We start from the raw sequence: 17393 nt of genomic DNA on the forward strand, positions 1-17393 counted from the left end.
CGTCGTGCGCTTTGATCTGCGAAGGACAGCGTCGCGCCGCGCAGGGCGCAGACGAGGCGACGACTCGTCGACGGAGCGCTCGGCATGACGAAGAACGTGACGAAAAGCGTGACAGCCAGCGGGGCAAAGAGCGGGGCAAAGAGCGGGACGAGGAGCGGGACGAAGGGCGGGACCGCGCCCCGGGCCGAGCACGGGTCCGGCCGCGGGGCCGTGGAGCAGCCCGCCAAAGAGCCCGCCACCCACCACTGGCTGTTCGGCGACCAGCTCGGCCCCCACTTCGTCGATCCCGCACGCGGCGGCCCGCACCGGGACGCGCCGCTGGTGATGATCGAGGCCCGCAGCGTCCTGCGCCGACGACGGTTCCACCGCGCCAAGGCCCACCTGATCCTGTCGGCGATGCGCCACCGGGCCGCCGAACTCGGCGACCGCGTGCGCTACGTCAAGGCCGACACCTACCGCGAAGGGCTGCGGGAGGCGGTGGGCGACGCTCCGGTGACCGTGCACCACCCCACGTCCCACGCCGCCCTCGCCTTCGTACGCTCCCTGCCCTCCGTACGCGTCCTGCCGGCCCGGGGCTTCCTCGTGTCGCACGACGAGTTCAGGCGCTGGGCGGACGGCCTCGGCACGAAACACCTGCGCCAGGAGGACTTCTACCGGCGGGTCCGCCGGACGCACGACCTGCTGATGGAGGGCGACCGGCCGGCCGGGGGCCGCTGGAACCTCGACCACGACAACCGGCGGCCCCCGCCCAAGGGCGCCGCCGACCTCGGTGTCCCGGCGCCGTACCGGCCCCGGGAGAGCGACATCGACGCCGAGGTGCGGGACGACCTCGACCGCTGGGCGCGCGAGGGGGACGTCGAGTTCGTCGGTGAGGACGGGCCGCGCAGGTTCCCCGCCACGCGCCGGGAGGCGCTCGCCGCGCTCACCCGCTTCGTCGAGCACCGGCTGCCCACGTTCGGCGCGTACGAGGACGCGATCCTGGCCGGCGACGCGACGATGAGCCACAGCCTGCTCTCCTCCTCGCTCAACCTCGGCCTGCTGGACCCCGCCGAGTGCGCCGAGCGGGCGGAGGCGGCCTGGCGGTCGGGAGACGTGCCGGTCAACAGCGCCGAGGGGTTCGTCCGGCAGATCACCGGCTGGCGCGAGTACGTCTGGCACGTCTACTGGTACTTCGGCACGGGGTACCGCGAGAGCAACGCCCTGGGCCACCACGCGCCGCTGCCCGACTGGTTCACGGACCTGTCCCCGGACGCGACCGACGCCAACTGCCTCAGCCACGTCCTCCAGCAGGTCGGGGAGACCGGCTGGACCCACCACATCCCCCGGCTGATGATCCTCGGCAGTCTCGCCCTGCAGCGGGGGTGGGAGCCCGGGGCCGTCACCGACTGGTTCCACCGCAGCTTCGTCGACGGCTACGACTGGGTGATGGTCCCGAACGTGGTCGGCATGTCGCAGTACGCCGACGGGGGCCGCATGACCACCAAGCCGTACACGTCCGGTGGCGCGTACATCAACCGAATGAGCGACTTCTGCGGTCCCTGCCGCTACAAGCCGACCGTACGGGTGGGCGAGGACGCCTGTCCCTTCACCGCCGGGTACTGGAACCTGCTGCACCGCCACCGCGACCGGTTCGAGCACAACGCGCGGATGACGCAGGCTGTACGGGGGCTCGACCGCCTCTCCGATCTCGAAGAGCTGCTAAAGCAGGAGCGCGCCCGCAGGGACTGAGGGACCGGGCCCCTGCCGAGGAGAGGAACAGGACAGCACGTGGAGCCCGAACAGCAGGCGCTATTCGACTGGGCGGACGCCGCACCGCTCCCCGAGCGCCCCGCGGGAACAGCGGGGGCCCCGGCCGGGTCGTACGCGTTCCGGGACAGCCCCGAGGCCCGCCGGATGCTCGACGTCCGGGAGGTGTACGCCGAGCCTGCGGCCCTCGACTCCCCGCGCGGGCAGCAGATCATGGCCCGGCTCCCCGGCGTGCGGGTGACGGAGGTCGAAGGCCACTGGCGCATCCCCGCCCTGCACGGCAACGACGGCAACATCGGCCGCTGGGTCCGCATCAAGACCGACACGCTCGTCCTCGGCGTCAAACACAGCCTCAGCACCCGCCCGAACGGCAGGTCGGCCGACTGGATCGCCCCCGGCCCCTCCAACGGCTGCGCGATGGCCTGCGCGTACTGCTACGTCCCCCGCCGCAAGGGATTCGCCAACCCCATCACCCTGTTCACCAACATCGAGGCGATCGTGGCCCACGTACAGCGGCACGTACGCGCCCAGGGCCCCAAACCGGAACCCAACCAGTGCGACCCCGAAGCCTGGGTCTACGACATCGGTGAGAACGGCGACTGCTCCGTCGACGCCCTGGTCTGCGACAACACCGCGGATCTCGTCGCCGCGTTCCGTCGCCTGCCGACGGCGAAGGCCTCCTTCGCGACCAAGTTCGTCAACCCCGACCTGCTGGCGCTCGACCCGCAGGGCCGTACCCGCGTGCGCTTCTCCGTCATGCCGACCGGCGACGCGCGGCTCCTCGACATCCGTACGAGCCCGGTCCCCGAGCGCATCGCGGCGGCGGCCGACTTCCTCGACGCCGGGTACGAGGTCCACTTCAACCTCTCACCCGTGGTGCTGCGCCCGGGGTGGGAGCGGGACTGGGCCGACCTGCTGATCCACCTCGACGACGTCCTGCCCGCCCGGGTGAAGGCGCAGGCGGCGGCCGAGGTCATCATGCTGACCCACAACCAGGCCCTCCACGAGGTCAACCTGGGCTGGCACCCGCGCGCCGAGGACGTGCTGTGGCAGCCGGAGATCCAGGAGACCAAGCGCTCGCAGAACGGGGCGCTCAACGTCCGCTACGCCCTGGAGACCAAGCAGCGGGCCCTGGCCCGGCTGCGGGAACTGCTGGCGGCGCACGCGCCGTGGCTGCGGATCAGGTACGCCTTTTGAGACCGGTGGGAAGGGGAACCACGTTCCGTGCGGGTCACGGTCCCGCGGGGCGCGGGTGCACGGAGGAGGAGCGTGATGCGGTTCCGGACGAGCGACCTCACGGGTCCCGGTTACGGCCGCCGCCGGCATGGCCGCGGCTTCCGCTACCTCGACACCGGGGGCGGGACCCTCTCCGACGGCCCGGAGGTACGGCGCGTACGCGATCTCGTCATTCCGCCGGCCTGGCGGGACGTCTGGATCTCCCCCTACCCGAACGGCCACATCCAGGCGGTCGGCACGGACGAGGCCGGCCGCCGCCAGTACCTCTACCACCCCCTCTTCCGCGAGAAGCAGGAAGCCGCCAAGCACACCCGCATCCTTGAGGTGGGCGCGGCGCTGCCCGAGGTGAGACGGCAGGTCGGCAAGGGCCTCGAAGGCTCTGGCCTGAGCCGGGAGCGGGTGCTCTCGCTCGCGGTCCGCCTGCTCGACCTCGGCTTCTTCCGCGTCGGCGACGACCGGTACGCGAAGACGAACGAGTCCTACGGCCTGACGACCGTCCGGCGCCACCAGGTGACCTGCGCCAAGGGGGCGGTCGGCTTCGACTACGCGGCCAAGAGCGGGCGTCGCTACTGCCGCGAGATCGTCGACGAACAGGTGTACAAGGCCGTACGGTCCCTGCTGCGCCGCCGTGACGGCGACGAGCACCTGTTCGCGTACTACGAGTCGCGCCGCTGGCACACGATCGACGCCACCGACCTGAACGGGCATCTGCGGGACCTCGCGGGCCTGGACATCTCCAGCAAGGACTTCAGGACCTGGCACGCCACGGTGCTCGCGGCGGTCGCGCTCGCGGTGTCGGCGGAGGTGGCGGACACCTCGGCGAGCGCCCGGAAGCGGGCCGCCGCACGGGCGGTCCGCGAGGTCGCCGGATACCTCGGCAACACGCCGTCCGTGTGCCGGGCCTCGTACATCAACCCGCGCCTGTTCGAACTCTTCGACGAGGGAAGGACGATCGCCCCGGACCTGGCGTCCCTGGGCTCCGTACCGGTGGCGGGCGCGCTCGCCACGCAACCGGTGGAGGAGGCGGTGCTGCGGCTGCTCAGCGCGTAGCGGCGCAGCGGCGCCGCTGCCCCTCGGTGTACGCGCCGACGTGGACGCGGACAACCGGACGCCGCTCGGACGCCGCTGGGATGCGCCCCGCCACGAACGCCCGGACAGTGGGAAGTGATGACGTCGTCCATGACGGGGCCGAGACCGAGGGAGCGTGCGGATCGTGGCGAAGGACAAGAAGCTCAACAAGGGTGACAAGGTCTCCTGGAGCAGTCATGGCCAGACCGTCCCCGGCAAGGTGAAGAAGAAGATCACGAGCCGTGCGAAGGTGGCGGGCCGCGACGTCGACGCCTCGAAGGACGAGCCGCAGTACGAGGTCGAGAGCGACAAGTCCGGCCGCAACGCCGTCCACAAGCCCGGGTCGCTGCGCAAGAAGAGCGGTGGCTCATGAGCGGCGGCCAGACCGACACCGACCGTGCGGACACGGTCAAGGAGTTCGGCGAGGCCGTCAACATGACGCCCGCCGCCCTCAAGAAGTGGCTGGACACGGACGACTCGAAGAGCGTGGGGCAGTCGGACGGTGACGGCGAGAGCGTGGGGCACGCCTCCGGGCGCCGTATCGTCCGCCTGCTGGAGAAGAAGAAGGCGGACCTGACCGACGACGACGTCGCCCACATGCGCAAGGTCGTCGGCTACGTGCACCGCCACCTCGAGCAGCGCCCCTCGGGCGACGTCACGGACACGCGGTGGCGGTACTCGCTGATGAACTGGGGCCACGACCCGAAGGCGTGAGCACGACACCGGTGCACGGTCGTCCGCGTGGTCGAACGCGAAACCCGGGCCGGTCCGAACGGACCGACCCGGGCATGTATCCCTGGGGAGCTACTGGGCTCAGACCAGGTCGAAGCGGTCCGCGTTGGAGACCTTGACCCATGCCTGGACGAAGTCCTTGACGAACTTCTCCTTCGCGTCGTCGCTCGCGTAGACCTCCGCCAGCGCGCGCAGCTCGGAGTTCGAGCCGAAGACGAGGTCCGCGCGTGTGCCGGTCCACTTGACCTGGCCGGTGGACGCGTCGCGGCCTTCGAAGGCGGTCTGGTCGGCGGAGGTGGAGGTCCACGTCGTGCCGAGGTCCAGGAGGTTGACGAAGAAGTCGTTCGTCAGGGTGCCGGGGGTGTCGGTGAAGACGCCGTGGGTGGACTGGCCGTGGTTGGCGCCCAGGACCCGCAGACCGCCGACGAGGACGGTCAGCTCCGGGGCGCTGAGGCCCAGCAGGTTGGCCTTGTCGAGGAGCAGGAACTCGGCGGGGAGGCTGTTGCCCTTGCCGAGGTAGTTGCGGAACCCGTCGGCGGTCGGCTCGAGCGCGGCGAACGACTCGATGTCGGTCTGCTCCTGGGAGGCGTCGGTGCGGCCCGGGGTGAACGGCACCTCGATGTCGACGCCGCCGTCCTTGGCCGCCTTCTCGACGCCCGCCGCGCCGGCGAGGACGATCAGGTCGGCGAGGGAGACCTGCTTGCCGCCCGGCTGCGCGGAGTTGAAGGACGACTGGATGCCTTCGAGGGTGCGCAGGACCGGGGCGAGCTGGTCGGGGTTGTTGACCTCCCAGCCGCTCTGCGGCTGCAGGCGGATGCGGGCGCCGTTGGCGCCGCCGCGCTTGTCGCTGCCGCGGAAGGTGGAGGCCGAAGCCCACGCCGTGGAGATGAGCTCGGAGACCGTCAGACCCGAGGCAAGGACCTGCTCCTTCAGCTCGGCGATGTCCGCCGTGTCGATCAGCTCGTGGGTGAGGGCCGGGAGCGGGTCCTGCCACAGCAGGGTCTCCTGGGGGACCTCGGGGCCGAGGTAGAGGGACTTGGGGCCCAGGTCACGGTGGGTGAGCTTGTACCAGGCACGGGCGAAGGCGTCCGCGAACTGGTCGGGGTTCTCGTAGAAACGGCGCGAGATCTCCTCGTACGCCGGGTCGAAGCGCAGCGCCAGGTCGGCGGTGAGCATCTTCGGGGCGTGGCTCTTGGAGGGGTCGTGGGCGTCGGGGATCGTCCCGGCGCCCGCGCCGTCCCTGGCCACCCACTGGTTCGCGCCCGCGGGGCTCTGGGTGAGCTCCCACTCGTACTCGAAGAGGTTCTTGAAGAAGCCGTTGCTCCACCGGGTGGGCGTGCTCGTCCAGGTGACCTCCAGGCCACTGGTGATGGTGTCGCCGCCCTTGCCGCTGCCGTAGCTGCTCTTCCAGCCCAGGCCCTGCTCCTCCAGCGGGGCGGCCTCGGGGTCGTCGCCGACGTGGTCCGCCGGGCCCGCGCCGTGGGTCTTGCCGAAGGTGTGACCGCCCGCGATCAGGGCGACCGTCTCCTCGTCGTTCATCGCCATCCGGCGGAACGTCTCACGGATGTCGCGGGCCGAGGCGACCGGGTCCGGGTTGCCGTTGGGGCCCTCGGGGTTGACGTAGATGAGACCCATCTGGACCGCGCCCAGCGGGTTCTCCAGCTCACGGTCACCGGTGTAGCGCTCGTCGGCCAGCCAGGTGGTCTCAGGACCCCAGTAGACGTCCTCGTCGGGCTCCCACACATCGGCGCGGCCACCGGCGAAGCCGAAGGTCTCAAAGCCCATGGTCTCCAGGGCGACGTTGCCGGTCAGGATCATCAGGTCGGCCCAGGACAGGCTCTGGCCGTACTTCTTCTTCACCGGCCACAGCAGACGGCGGGCCTTGTCGAGGTTGACGTTGTCCGGCCAGCTGTTCAGCGGCGCGAAACGCTGCTGACCGGCGCCGGCGCCACCACGGCCGTCACTGATGCGGTACGTGCCCGCACTGTGCCACGCCATACGGATCATCAGCGGGCCGTAGTTCCCGAAGTCCGCGGGCCACCAGTCCTGCGAAGTCGTCAAAACCTCCGCGATGTCCCGCTTGACCGCGGGAAGGTCCAGGCTCTGGAACGCCTCGGCGTAGTCGAACTCCTCACCGAGGGGGTTCGCCACGGCCGGGTTCTTGGCAAGGATCTTCAGGTTGAGGCGCTCGGGCCACCACTGACGGTTGCCCCCGCCCTGGGTCGGATGCGGGGCGCGCCCGTGCGCGACCGGGCAGCCACCGGTCTCCTCCGGCTTCGGGTCCGTGACGATCGCGTCATGGTTCTCGGTCATGGGGAATCCTTCCGAACGGGGTGGATCACATGCTCAACGGGGTGGATCACTTGCTCAGGCACTGAGGCCGGCGGGACTGGGGGAAGCGGTGTCGCAGGCGGGGCACAGGCCCCAGTAGATGACCTCGGCCTCGTCGACCGAGAAGCCGTGGTCCTGGGACGCGGTGAGGCAGGGGGCGTGGCCGGTCGCGCAGTCGACGTCGGCGACGACTCCGCACGACCGGCACACGAGATGGTGGTGGTTGTCCCCGACGCGTCCCTCGAAGAGGGCCGGGCTGCCGGGCGGCTCGATGCGACGGACGAGTTTCACCGTGGTCAACGCGTGAAGTGCCTCGTACACGGCTTGCAGCGAGATGTGGCCCACACGGGCCCGTACCTCGGTGGCGATGGCCTCCACACCGAGATGATCACCCGCCCGGACGGTTTCGAGCAGCGCGACACGGGCGGCCGTCACCCGCAGGCCGGCACCGCGCAGCTCTTCGGCGGTCGTCGGAGTCCCGGGTGCGGTCATGGCCCCCAACCTACTGACATAAACACGAACAGTTCAAGTAAACGAACCGTACAGGTTTAGGTACGGGCCGTGCACGCCTGGAACGGTCTGTCGGCTGCGGACCGTGTCGCATTCGGCCGAACGGGTGACCATGCGCAACAATGGCCGGGCAACGGCTGGTGCGGGTGGTCAGCACGGTGCAGGGCACGACGCAGGACATCACACAGGGCACGACAGGGCGGGGGGAGCCGGTGAACAGCCACGACGTCACCGATGAACAGTGGGAAGGGCTCGCCCAGGTAGTTCCTCTGCGAGGCCGCGACGCCTGGCCGTCGGCGGTCGGCCACCGGGCGCTCCCGGACGCGGAGACCGAGACGCGGCGCCGCTTCGTGGTGCTGCGCATCACCATCTTCGCGGACGCCCGCGAGGTCGCCGAGACCCTGATGGCCGGTATCCCGGTCCTCCTGGATCTCACCAGCGCCGAGACGGACGTCGCCAAGCGGGTGCTCGACTTCAGCACGGGCGTGGTCTTCGGCCTCGCGAGCGGGATGCACCGGGTCGACAAGAACGTCTTCCTGCTGACTCCACCGGGCACCGAGGTGGCGGGACTGATGCAGGGGGCCGGGATTCCCGGCGTGTGACCTCGCGCCGTTCCCCGTTCCCCGCGCACCGCGCGGGCCGTGGGCGGCGCGTCCCGGGCGGCGGGGTGCGCGGAACGACGGTGGTAGACCTTGCACCGTGACCGAACTTGATGTGGCGACCCTGCAGCGACGGCTGGCCGTGTTCGCCGCGGCGCGGAACTGGGAGCTCTACCACACGCCCAAGAACCTCGTGGCCGCGCTCAGCGTGGAGGCGTCCGAACTCGTCGAGATCTTCCAGTGGTTGACACCGGAGGAGTCGGCCCGGGTGATGGACGACCCGAAGAAGGCGCCTCGGGTGAGGGACGAAGTCGCGGACGTGCTGGCGTACTTGCTCCAGCTGTGCGAGGTGCTCGGGGTCGACGCGCTGGCGGCACTCGACGCGAAGATCGACCGGAACGAGGTGAGGTTCCCGGTGGAGGAGTGACCCGCCCCCGGCCGACCCGCTGCCAACTCGACCAACTGCGCCCAACTCTCCTGCCTTGCGCCGAAAAACGAACCAACAATTCCGATTGTCACTCTCCGGAGTTGTCGATCTGCTTATATTCGATTCCGTGTCCGCAGATTTCAGACTTCCTCTGGCTTTTCGTCCCGAGGCAGCTCACTCTGGGTAGTGGCAGGCGGAGTTCGGGCAGGCGTGTGCACAACGCGTCGGGACAGACGGGGACAGTGGATGGATGCGGTGCGGCTCATCGGCGCGAGCAGGTGTGCCCTGATGAGGAGCGGCGACGCCTCCGAGACCATGGCCGAGGCCTGGCAGGCCCACGCCCTCGCCCAGGCGATAGGCAGTCGGCTGGCGGTGTCCGGGCCTCCCGAGCTGCGGGGCGAGGCGCTGGGATTGACGGAGCTGGCCGGCCGGGGGTGCGGGGTGCTGGGCGCTCCGGCGCTCGATGTCAGCAGTCTGCGGGCGGCGCGGCTGTCCGAGCTGGGCGATGCGCGGGGAGCCCTCCTAGAACTGGGCGGGCTGCTCGCGGAGGTCGGGATCGCCCTGGTCGGGGTGGCCTGCGCCGCCGCGGACGAGGCGACGTACTGGCAGTGCATGGAGGCGATCGACGCGGCGGACGAGTCCCGGGACCGGGTTCTCGAGATGCTGCGCAGGCTCGCGGTGCGGGACCAGGGAGCGGCGGCGGGGTAGCGGGCGGGGGCGGAGCCCCTGACGGGTCCGGTGTCGGCGGGGCCGTCCGGATGACGACCGTGCAGGATGGAGGCATGGATCTTCGAATCTTCACCGAGCCCCAGCAAGGGGCGACCTACGACACGCTGCTCACCGTGGCCAAGGCCACGGAGGACCTCGGCTTCGACGCCTTCTTCCGCTCCGACCACTATCTGCGCATGGGCTCCGCGGACGGCCTCCCCGGCCCGACGGACGCCTGGATCACCCTCGCCGGACTCGCCCGCGAGACCAAGCGGATCCGCCTCGGCACCCTGATGACCGCCGGCACCTTCCGCCTGCCCGGCGTCCTGGCGATCCAGGTCGCCCAGGTCGACCAGATGTCCGGCGGCCGGGTCGAACTGGGCCTGGGAGCGGGCTGGTTCGAGGAGGAGCACAAGGCGTACGGCATCCCGTTCCCGAAGGAGAAGTTCGCCCGCCTGGAGGAGCAGCTGGCGATCGTCACCGGGCTGTGGGAGACCAAGGTCGGCGAGACCTTCTCCTACGACGGCACCCACTACCAGCTCACCGACTCACCCGCGCTGCCCAAGCCCGCGCAGTCCCGGGTGCCGGTGCTCATCGGCGGCCACGGCGCCTCCCGTACCCCGCGCCTCGCGGGCCGGTACGCCGACGAGTTCAACATGCCGTTCGCGTCCGTCGAGGACAGCGAGCGCCAGTTCGGCCGGGTGCGGGCCGCCGCGGAGCAGGCCGGCCGCAAGGGCTCCGACCTCGTCTACTCGAACGCGCTCGTCGCCTGTGTGGGCAAGGACGACGCCGAGGTGGCCCGCCGGGCGGCGGCGATCGGCCGTGAGGTGGAGGAGCTGAAGGCCAACGGCCTGGCGGGTTCCCCGGCCGAGGTCGTCGACAGGATCGGCCGTTTCGCGGAGATCGGCTCCCAGCGGGTCTACCTCCAGATCCTCGACCTCGACGACCTGGACCACCTGGAGCTCATCTCCTCCCAGGTCCAGACCCAGCTCTGAGCGGCGGTGCCCCGCAGGGGGCGCGGGGCCGTGCCGACGCCCCCGCGCCCCCGAAAATGCCTGCGTGGGGCGGGAGCGTTGGCGGTACGTTGGGCGGGCGCGCGGACACGGTTGGGTTTCCGCAGTTCAGAAGACGTTTCGAGGCAGATCAGTGTTCCTGACGATCAGTACCACCGGCGCCCCGGAGCGCCCCGCCACCGACCTCGGCCATCTCCTGCACAAGCATCCCGACAGAGCGCAGGAGTTCAGCACCTCCTACGGCAGGGCGCACGTCTTCTACCCCGAGGCGAGCGCGGAGCGCTGCACGGCGGCGCTGCTCCTGGAGCTGGACGCGGTGGCACTGGTCAGACGCGGCAGGGGCAGGGGCCGTGGCGGAGCACCGGACGCGGCTCTCGCCCAGTACGTCAACGACCGCCCGTACGCCGCCTCCTCACTGCTCGCCATGGCGCTGAGCAGCGTGTTCTCCAGCGCCATGAAGGGCGCCTGCCGGGCGAGGCCGGAGCTGCCCGCGCGCCCGCTGCCGCTGCGCGTCGAGGTGCCCGCACTGCCGGCCGACGGGGGCCCCGGTCTCGTACGCGCCCTCTTCGAGCCGCTCGGGTGGACGGTGGGCGCGGAACCGGTGGCGCTGGACACGGAGTTCCCCGAGTGGGGCGACTCCCGGTACGTGAGCCTCGTACTCGAAGGGGAACAGCTCCTCGCCGACGCGCTGCGGCACCTGTACGTCCTGCTGCCGGTGCTCGACGACGCCAAGCACTACTGGGTCTCCTCCGACGAGGTGGACAAGCTGCTGCGGGCCGGTGAGGGCTGGCTCGCGGGCCACCCGGAGCAGGAGCTGATCACCAGCCGCTATCTGGCACGCCGTTCCACGCTCACCCGGCAGGCCAGGGAGCGCCTGGAACTCGTACGGCTCGCCGAGACGGACGACAGCGCCGTCGAGGAGATCGACAACGCCGTCGACGAGCGGACGGACACCGAGGAGGCGCCCGTACCGCTGGCCGTCAGGCGCCGGGACGCGATCGTCGCCGCGCTGCGGGCGACCGGCGCCACCAGGGTGCTCGACCTCGGCTGCGGACAGGGCCAGTTGGTGCAGGAGCTGCTGAAGGACACGCGGTACACCGAGATCGTCGGGGTCGACGTGTCGATGCGGGCCCTCACCGTCGCCGCCCGTCGCCTCGGCCTGGACCGGATGGGGGAGCGGCAGTCCGAGCGCGTCAGCCTCGTCCAGGGCTCGCTCGCGTACACCGACAAGCGGCTCAAGGGGTACGACGCGGCGGTGCTCAGCGAGGTCGTCGAACACCTCGAACTGCCGCGGCTGCCCGCCCTGGAGTACGCGGTCTTCGGCTCCGCGCGCCCCGCGACGGTGATCGTGACGACCCCGAACGTCGAGTACAACGTCCGCTGGGACACCCTCCCGGCCGGCCGGGTCCGGCACGGCGACCACCGCTTCGAGTGGACGCGGGCGCAGTTCCGGGCGTGGGCGGGCGAGGTGGCCGAACGGCACGGGTACGGCGTGGAGTTCGCACCGGTGGGCCCCGACGATCCCGAGGTGGGGCCCCCGACCCAGATGGCCGTCTTCACGGCGGGCGACCGGAGCACGAAGACGGACACGACGAAGGACGCGAAGAAGGAGGAGGCCGCATGAGCGACAACGAGACCAGGGTGCGCACGCTGCCCGTCACCGACCTCTCCCTCGTCGTGCTGATCGGCGCGTCCGGCTCGGGCAAGTCCACCTTCGCCCGGCGGCACTTCAAGCCGACCGAGGTGATCTCGTCGGACTTCTGCCGGGGCCTCGTCGCCGACGACGAGAACGACCAGAGCGCCAGCAAGGACGCCTTCGACGTCCTCGGCTACATCGCGGGCAAGCGCCTCGCGGCGGGCCGGCGCACCGTCGTCGACGCGACCAGCGTGCAGTCCGACAGCCGCAAGCAGCTGATCGAACTCGCCAGGAAGCACGACGTGCTGCCCATCGCCATCGTGCTGGACGTGCCCGAGGAGGTGTGCGTCGCACGCAACGCCGCACGCACCGACCGCGCCGGCGTCCCGCGCCGCGTCATCCAGCGCCACGTCCGCGAACTGCGCCGCTCACTGCGGCACCTGGAGCGCGAGGGCTTCCGGAAGGTGCACGTCCTGCGGGGCGCGGAGGAGGCCGAGAGCGCCGAGGTCCGCACCGAGAAGCGGTACAACGACCTCACCCACCTCACCGGACCGTTCGACATCATCGGCGACGTCCACGGCTGCTCCGCCGAACTGGAGTCGCTGCTCGCCAAGCTGGGCTACGTGGACGGCGTGCACCCCGACGGGCGTACGGCCGTGTTCGTCGGCGACCTCGTCGACCGCGGCCCCGACTCGCCGGGCGTCCTGCGCCGGGTGATGTCCATGGTCGGCTCGGGCAACGCCCTGTGCGTACCGGGCAACCACGAGAACAAGTACGGCCGCCACCTCAGGGGCCGCACGGTGCAGCCCACCCACGGCCTCGCCGAGACCATCGCGCAGATGGAGCGCGAGAGCGACGAATTCCGGCAGCAGGTACGCGAGTTCGTGGACGGGCTGGTCAGCCACTACGTCCTCGACGGCGGCGGCCTCGTCGTCTGCCACGCGGGCCTGCCCGAGAAGTACCACGGCCGTACGTCGGGCCGGGTGCGCTCGCACGCGCTGTACGGCGAGACCACCGGCGAGACCGACGAGTTCGGGCTGCCCGTGCGCTATCCGTGGGCCGAGGACTACCGGGGCCGGGCGGCGGTCGTCTACGGCCACACCCCCGTGCCGGAGGCCACCTGGCTCAACAACACCATCTGCCTGGACACCGGAGCCGTCTTCGGCGGCAAGCTGACCGCGCTGCGCTGGCCGGAGCGCGAACTCGTCGACGTACCGGCCGAGAAGGTCTGGTACGAGCCGGCCAGGCCGCTGGCCTCCGAGGCGCCGGGCGGTCGCGAGGGACGGCCGCTCGACCTCGCGGACGTATCCGGCCGCCGGGTCGTGGAGACCCGGCACGCGGGGCGCGTCTCCGTGCGCGAGGAGAACGCGGCGGCGGCCCTGGAGGTCATGAGCCGCTTCGCCGTCGACCCCCGCCTGATGCCGTACCTGCCGCCGACGATGGCGCCCACCGCCACCGCGCGGCGGGAGGCCGCCGGCGGAGCCGCGGACGAGGGCTTCCTGGAGCACCCGGCGGAGGCGTTCGAGCAGTACCGGTCGGACGGGGTCGCGCGGGTCGTGTGCGAGGAGAAGCACATGGGGTCGCGGGCGGTGGCGCTGGTGTGCCGCACCGCGGAGACCGCGCGCGAACGGTTCGGGGCGACGACCGGGGTCACCGGCGCGCTGTACACCCGTACCGGGCGCCCCTTCTTCGCGGAACCGGCGGAGGGCTCCGCCGGGGGTGTCTCCCTCACCGAGGAGGTCCTCGGCCGGGTGCGGGAGGCCGCCACGGAGGCCGGACTGTGGGAGGAACTGGCGACGGACTGGCTGCTGCTCGACGCCGAGCTGCTGCCCTGGTCGCTCAAGGCCTCCGGCCTGCTGCGCTCGCAGTACGCGGCGGTGGGCGCCGCGGCCGGCGCGGTGTTCCCGAGTGCGCTGGGCGCGCTGGAGGGGGCGGCGGCGCGGGGCGTCGAGGTGGGGGACCTGCTGACCGGGCAGCGCGAACGGGCCGCCGACGCGGCTGCCTTCACCGACGCGTACCGGCGGTACTGCTGGCCCACGACCGGTCTGGAGGGGGTGCGGCTCGCCCCCTTCCAGATCCTCGCCACCCAGGGCCGGAGCCTGGCGGCCGTACCGCACGACGAGCAGCTCGCCCTGATCGACCGGCTGGTGACGGCCGATGCGTCCGGGCTCCTGGGCACCACCCGGCGCCTGTTCGTCGACACGGCCGACCCGGCGTCGGTCCGGGCCGGGGTCGACTGGTGGCTGGAGATGACCGGCCGCGGCGGCGAGGGCATGGTGGTCAAGCCCGTCCAGGCCCTGGCCCGCACCGCGAAGGGCCGGCTGGTCCAGCCGGGCATCAAGTGCCGGGGCCGGGAGTACCTGCGGATCATCTACGGCCCGGAGTACACCCGCCCGGAGAACCTCGACCGCCTGCGCGGACGCTCCCTCGACCACAAGCGCTCCCTCGCCCTGCGCGAGTACGCCCTGGGCCTGGAGTCCCTGGACCGCCTCGCCGAGGGCGAGCCCCTGTGGCGGGTGCACGAGGCCGTGTTCGGGGTGCTGGCACTGGAGTCGGAGCCGGTGGACCCTCGGTTGTAGGTGCCGGATGCCGACAGGCAGGCGGCGCGACGGACCAGTCGCGCCGCGCCCGCAGCACGCGCCCGCAAGGGCACCTGGTTAACCGTCAGTTGCCGTGCTATGTTCGCAGGCCGATCCAGCAGGTGTACCGACTCATGGGGGACAGTCGGTGGGGACAGTCGCGGGATTGGGCGAGCCCGGGAACGAACCCGGCCGGGTGCGGGGACTTGAGCTGCTGGCCGAGCTGACGGAAGCCCTGTGCGAACTGAGCTGCCTGGACGACGCTCAGACGCGTGTGCAGTTCGGCCAGGTGCTCGGAGAGCACCTGGGCAGACCCGTCGAGGCGCGGGGCGTCAGACTCCGTGACGACGCCGCTCTTTTCGCCCGCATCTCATTGAGCGTGGCAGGGGGAGAACGCGTACTTCTCTTGGTGGTGCGGGTTTACGAAGGGCCCATGGCGGCCACCGAGTTGGAGCGGCTTTTCTCCCCGGTGGTCCGCTCGGTGGCGGACGCGATGCCGTCCGGCCCGCTGTCCAAGGAGGACCAGCGCGCCGCGCGCAGTCATCTGGACGCTGCCAAGGGCGACGTGCCGTCGATGCGATTACGGGACGAACTGGTCCTGGAGCTGAACGGCCTGGACCTGCCGATGGGACTTTCCGTCGAGCAACTCTTCACGTTTGTGGTCGAGTTGAATGTCCAGTCGGACGGCCTTCCCCCCGCCGTCCTGCTCATGGACCTGGCAGGCGCACTCGCCGGGGCATCCGATCACCGGACCGCGCTGGCCGGCTGGGCCAAGGAGTGGGCTCGGGAAGCGGACCTGTCCGAAGAACTGGAGCGGCGCCGGGTACGGCGTGCCGCCGCCGAGTACGACCCGGCGATCCCCCGCTGCCTGGTCGTGTCAGTAGAGCCAGCGCGGGACGGGTCGGACGAGGTCATGGTCCGTTCCTGGCTCAACACGACCCCCGGCCGGTGGAACCCGCAGCCCGGCGAACCCGCGACCACCCGTCTCGATGCGCTCGGCCCGGCTGTCGAGCGGGCCCTGTGGCAGGAGGCCCGCCTGTGGACGGATGAGCACGAGTCGCCCTCGGGTGGACGCGCCCAAGCGCCGCCGTACGTGGAGTTCGTCCTTCCGTATGACCTCCTCAACCATGATGTAGCCGGGTTGAGGCTTCATATCGGTGACGCAGGGCCGTTACCGCTCGCTCTGAAGTACCCGGTGCACCTACGCAGCCTGGAACGGATGCGTACCACCGATGTACGGGTCCAGCAGCAGTGGCGGGAGCGCTGGCGCGGTCTCGGTGAGCGTGGCGTCGTGGTGCACGGCTGGAGCGAGTCCGACGTCAGGCGGCTGGACGAGTGGGGAACCGTACTGGCCGGGGAGAGCGGTCCCACGGCGGTGGTCATGGACGCTCCCGGTTCCGCCTCGCCCTTGGCGGCGCTCAAGGCTGCCATCGCCGAGGGGATCGGGCTTGCCCTGTGGGATCGCCGGGGTGTTTTCCTTGAGGAGCGGCGGGAAGTGCTGACTGCCGTGTTCGCGTCAGTGCCGACGCCCACACAGATCCCCATGGCCATCCACCGTCTGCGCCTCAAGGCCGCGCTCAACGACAGCCGGCCCCTTCTGCTGGGGCGTCACGTCGCCTTCTTCTGGGACGACCCGAATCGTCGCGTCGACTTCCATGATTTCGACCAGGACCTTACCGACGGCAAGGAGGCACCGACATGACCGAACTGGAGCAGACGGCCCCCAGCGACTGGCGCGTCTTCCACGCCACCGGACGCGCCCCCGACGCGTCCCCGTCGCGGCTGCCCGAGCCTCCGCCGTGGCGGCGGTTCCGCGGCGGGCCGCCCCAGCCCGCTCCGCCGGACGACACGGAGGCCGCACTGCGGCGGCTGGGGACCAGTGGTGTGATCCAGCAGCTCGGAGCCAGGGAGACCGACATCGTCAACGCGGCCCTGGTGCTGCGCCGGCCGCTGCTGGTGACCGGGCCTCCCGGCATCGGAAAGTCCACCCTCGCCTATCTCGTCGCGCGGGAACTCGGCCTGGGGCGGGTCCTCGAATGGAGCATCGTCAGCCGCACCGCCCTGCGCGACGGCCTGCACACGTACGACGCTCTCGGACGCGCACAGGCGATCGCGGCGTGGCGGGCGGGACTCCGGGGCGAGGACGCGGCGGAGTTCTCCGACAGTGCCGACGGCACGGATGGCGCGACTGCCGACGGGAGGGGGCGCGCGGCCTCGGAAAATCGTCAACAGGCGCCAAAAATTGGTGAGTTCATTACTCTGGGCGCCCTGGGGACGGCTCTGCTGCCCTACGATCGTCCCCGAGTCCTGCTCGTGGACGAGCTGGACAAAAGCGATATCGATCTGCCCAACGACCTGCTGCACGTTTTGGAGAACGGAAGTTATGAGATCCCGGAACTGGTGCGCGACGCCGCCGAGTCGGCCGTCGTGCACACCAGCGACCCGGGCGGACATGCCGTGGTGCGCGACGGCAGGATCGAGTGCCGGGAGTTCCCCGTCGTCGTGATCACCAGTAACGGGGAGAGGGAGTTCCCGGCGGCGTTCCGCCGGCGCTGCCTCCCGCTGGAGCTGCAGTCGCCCACGAGGGAGCAGCTTCTGGCCATCGTGGTGAGCCATCTGAGGGAGCTTCCGGAGGGCGCCGAGTCCCTGGTCGACGACTACCTGCACCGGGTGGGGGGTGGAGGTACCCATTCCCTCGATCAGTTGCTGAACGCGGTGCAGTTGACTACTCTGAGTGGTTCCCAGGTCGATGCTGCCGGGCGTAAGCTCGTTGAAATGCTCCTCCGCGATCTCGCGAAGGGCCGCTGA

Annotated in this window: 15 protein-coding genes; 13 read left to right on the forward strand and 2 right to left on the reverse strand. The window is 70.9% G+C overall.

Annotated features, from left to right (window positions below; translation table 11 throughout):
• The first annotated feature begins 84 nt into the window (after positions 1-84).
• The 5 genes from K3769_RS30470 (at position 85) to K3769_RS30490 (ending at position 4764) form a co-directional block, all read left to right on the forward strand.
• The gene (locus K3769_RS30470; RefSeq protein ID WP_267029461.1) at positions 85-1728 is read left to right on the forward strand and encodes a cryptochrome/photolyase family protein; all 1644 of its coding nucleotides are present in this window, start codon (positions 85-87) and stop codon (positions 1726-1728) included.
• A 39-nt stretch (positions 1729-1767) separates the two neighbouring features.
• The gene (locus K3769_RS30475; protein ID WP_372515075.1) at positions 1768-2943 is read left to right on the forward strand and encodes a spore photoproduct lyase family protein; all 1176 of its coding nucleotides are present in this window, start codon (positions 1768-1770) and stop codon (positions 2941-2943) included.
• A gap of 75 nt (positions 2944-3018) precedes the next feature.
• Positions 3019-4032, forward strand: coding sequence for a DNA topoisomerase IB (locus K3769_RS30480; protein ID WP_267029462.1), 1014 nt, complete (start codon positions 3019-3021; stop codon positions 4030-4032).
• Between the two features lie 163 nt (positions 4033-4195).
• Positions 4196-4423 (forward strand): hypervirulence associated TUDOR domain-containing protein, encoded by a 228-nt coding sequence (locus K3769_RS30485; protein WP_267029463.1) that lies wholly within the window; start codon positions 4196-4198, stop codon positions 4421-4423.
• Positions 4420-4764, forward strand: a complete 345-nt coding sequence (locus K3769_RS30490; protein WP_267029464.1) for a DUF3140 domain-containing protein — start codon at positions 4420-4422, stop codon at positions 4762-4764. The genes K3769_RS30485 and K3769_RS30490 overlap by 4 nt, the downstream gene beginning before the upstream one ends.
• 99 nt (positions 4765-4863) lie before the next feature.
• Here the strand turns inward: K3769_RS30490 and katG are convergent, their stop codons facing one another.
• Together katG and K3769_RS30500 are read right to left on the reverse strand one after the other, a co-directional pair.
• Complete coding sequence (gene katG / locus K3769_RS30495; protein ID WP_267029465.1) at positions 4864-7095, reverse strand: catalase/peroxidase HPI; 2232 nt, start codon at positions 7093-7095, stop codon at positions 4864-4866.
• A gap of 54 nt (positions 7096-7149) precedes the next feature.
• A complete protein-coding gene (locus K3769_RS30500) occupies positions 7150-7605 on the reverse strand; it encodes a Fur family transcriptional regulator (RefSeq protein ID WP_267029466.1) in 456 nt (151 codons plus the stop codon).
• Between the two features lie 230 nt (positions 7606-7835).
• On the opposite strand from K3769_RS30500, the gene K3769_RS30505 reads away from it, so the two are divergent.
• The 8 genes from K3769_RS30505 to K3769_RS30540 all read left to right on the forward strand — a co-directional run bounded on the left by K3769_RS30505 (position 7836) and on the right by K3769_RS30540 (position 17393).
• Positions 7836-8225 (forward strand): cell division protein SepF, encoded by a 390-nt coding sequence (locus tag K3769_RS30505; RefSeq protein ID WP_267031608.1) that lies wholly within the window; start codon positions 7836-7838, stop codon positions 8223-8225.
• A gap of 97 nt (positions 8226-8322) precedes the next feature.
• Positions 8323-8649 carry a nucleotide pyrophosphohydrolase gene (locus K3769_RS30510; protein WP_267029467.1) on the forward strand — a complete coding sequence of 109 codons (327 nt, stop codon included), beginning with the start codon at positions 8323-8325 and terminating at the stop codon, positions 8647-8649.
• A gap of 246 nt (positions 8650-8895) precedes the next feature.
• Complete coding sequence (locus K3769_RS30515) at positions 8896-9357, forward strand: DUF6099 family protein (protein ID WP_267029468.1); 462 nt, start codon at positions 8896-8898, stop codon at positions 9355-9357.
• Between the two features lie 74 nt (positions 9358-9431).
• Positions 9432-10352: an LLM class F420-dependent oxidoreductase gene (locus tag K3769_RS30520; RefSeq protein WP_267029469.1), complete on the forward strand. Its 921-nt coding sequence runs from the start codon at positions 9432-9434 to the stop codon at positions 10350-10352.
• Positions 10353-10503: 151 nt separating this feature from the next.
• Positions 10504-11994: a 3' terminal RNA ribose 2'-O-methyltransferase Hen1 gene (locus K3769_RS30525; RefSeq protein WP_267029470.1), complete on the forward strand. Its 1491-nt coding sequence runs from the start codon at positions 10504-10506 to the stop codon at positions 11992-11994.
• The gene (locus tag K3769_RS30530; RefSeq protein WP_267029471.1) at positions 11991-14585 is read left to right on the forward strand and encodes a polynucleotide kinase-phosphatase; all 2595 of its coding nucleotides are present in this window, start codon (positions 11991-11993) and stop codon (positions 14583-14585) included. The genes K3769_RS30525 and K3769_RS30530 overlap by 4 nt, the downstream gene beginning before the upstream one ends.
• A gap of 166 nt (positions 14586-14751) precedes the next feature.
• A complete protein-coding gene (locus K3769_RS30535; RefSeq protein ID WP_267029472.1) occupies positions 14752-16287 on the forward strand; it encodes a VMAP-C domain-containing protein in 1536 nt (511 codons plus the stop codon).
• Positions 16284-17393: an AAA family ATPase gene (locus K3769_RS30540; RefSeq protein WP_267029473.1), complete on the forward strand. Its 1110-nt coding sequence runs from the start codon at positions 16284-16286 to the stop codon at positions 17391-17393. The genes K3769_RS30535 and K3769_RS30540 overlap by 4 nt, the downstream gene beginning before the upstream one ends.

This window comes from Streptomyces ortus (assembly GCF_026341275.1).
GTDB classification, from domain to species: domain Bacteria; phylum Actinomycetota; class Actinomycetes; order Streptomycetales; family Streptomycetaceae; genus Streptomyces; species Streptomyces ortus.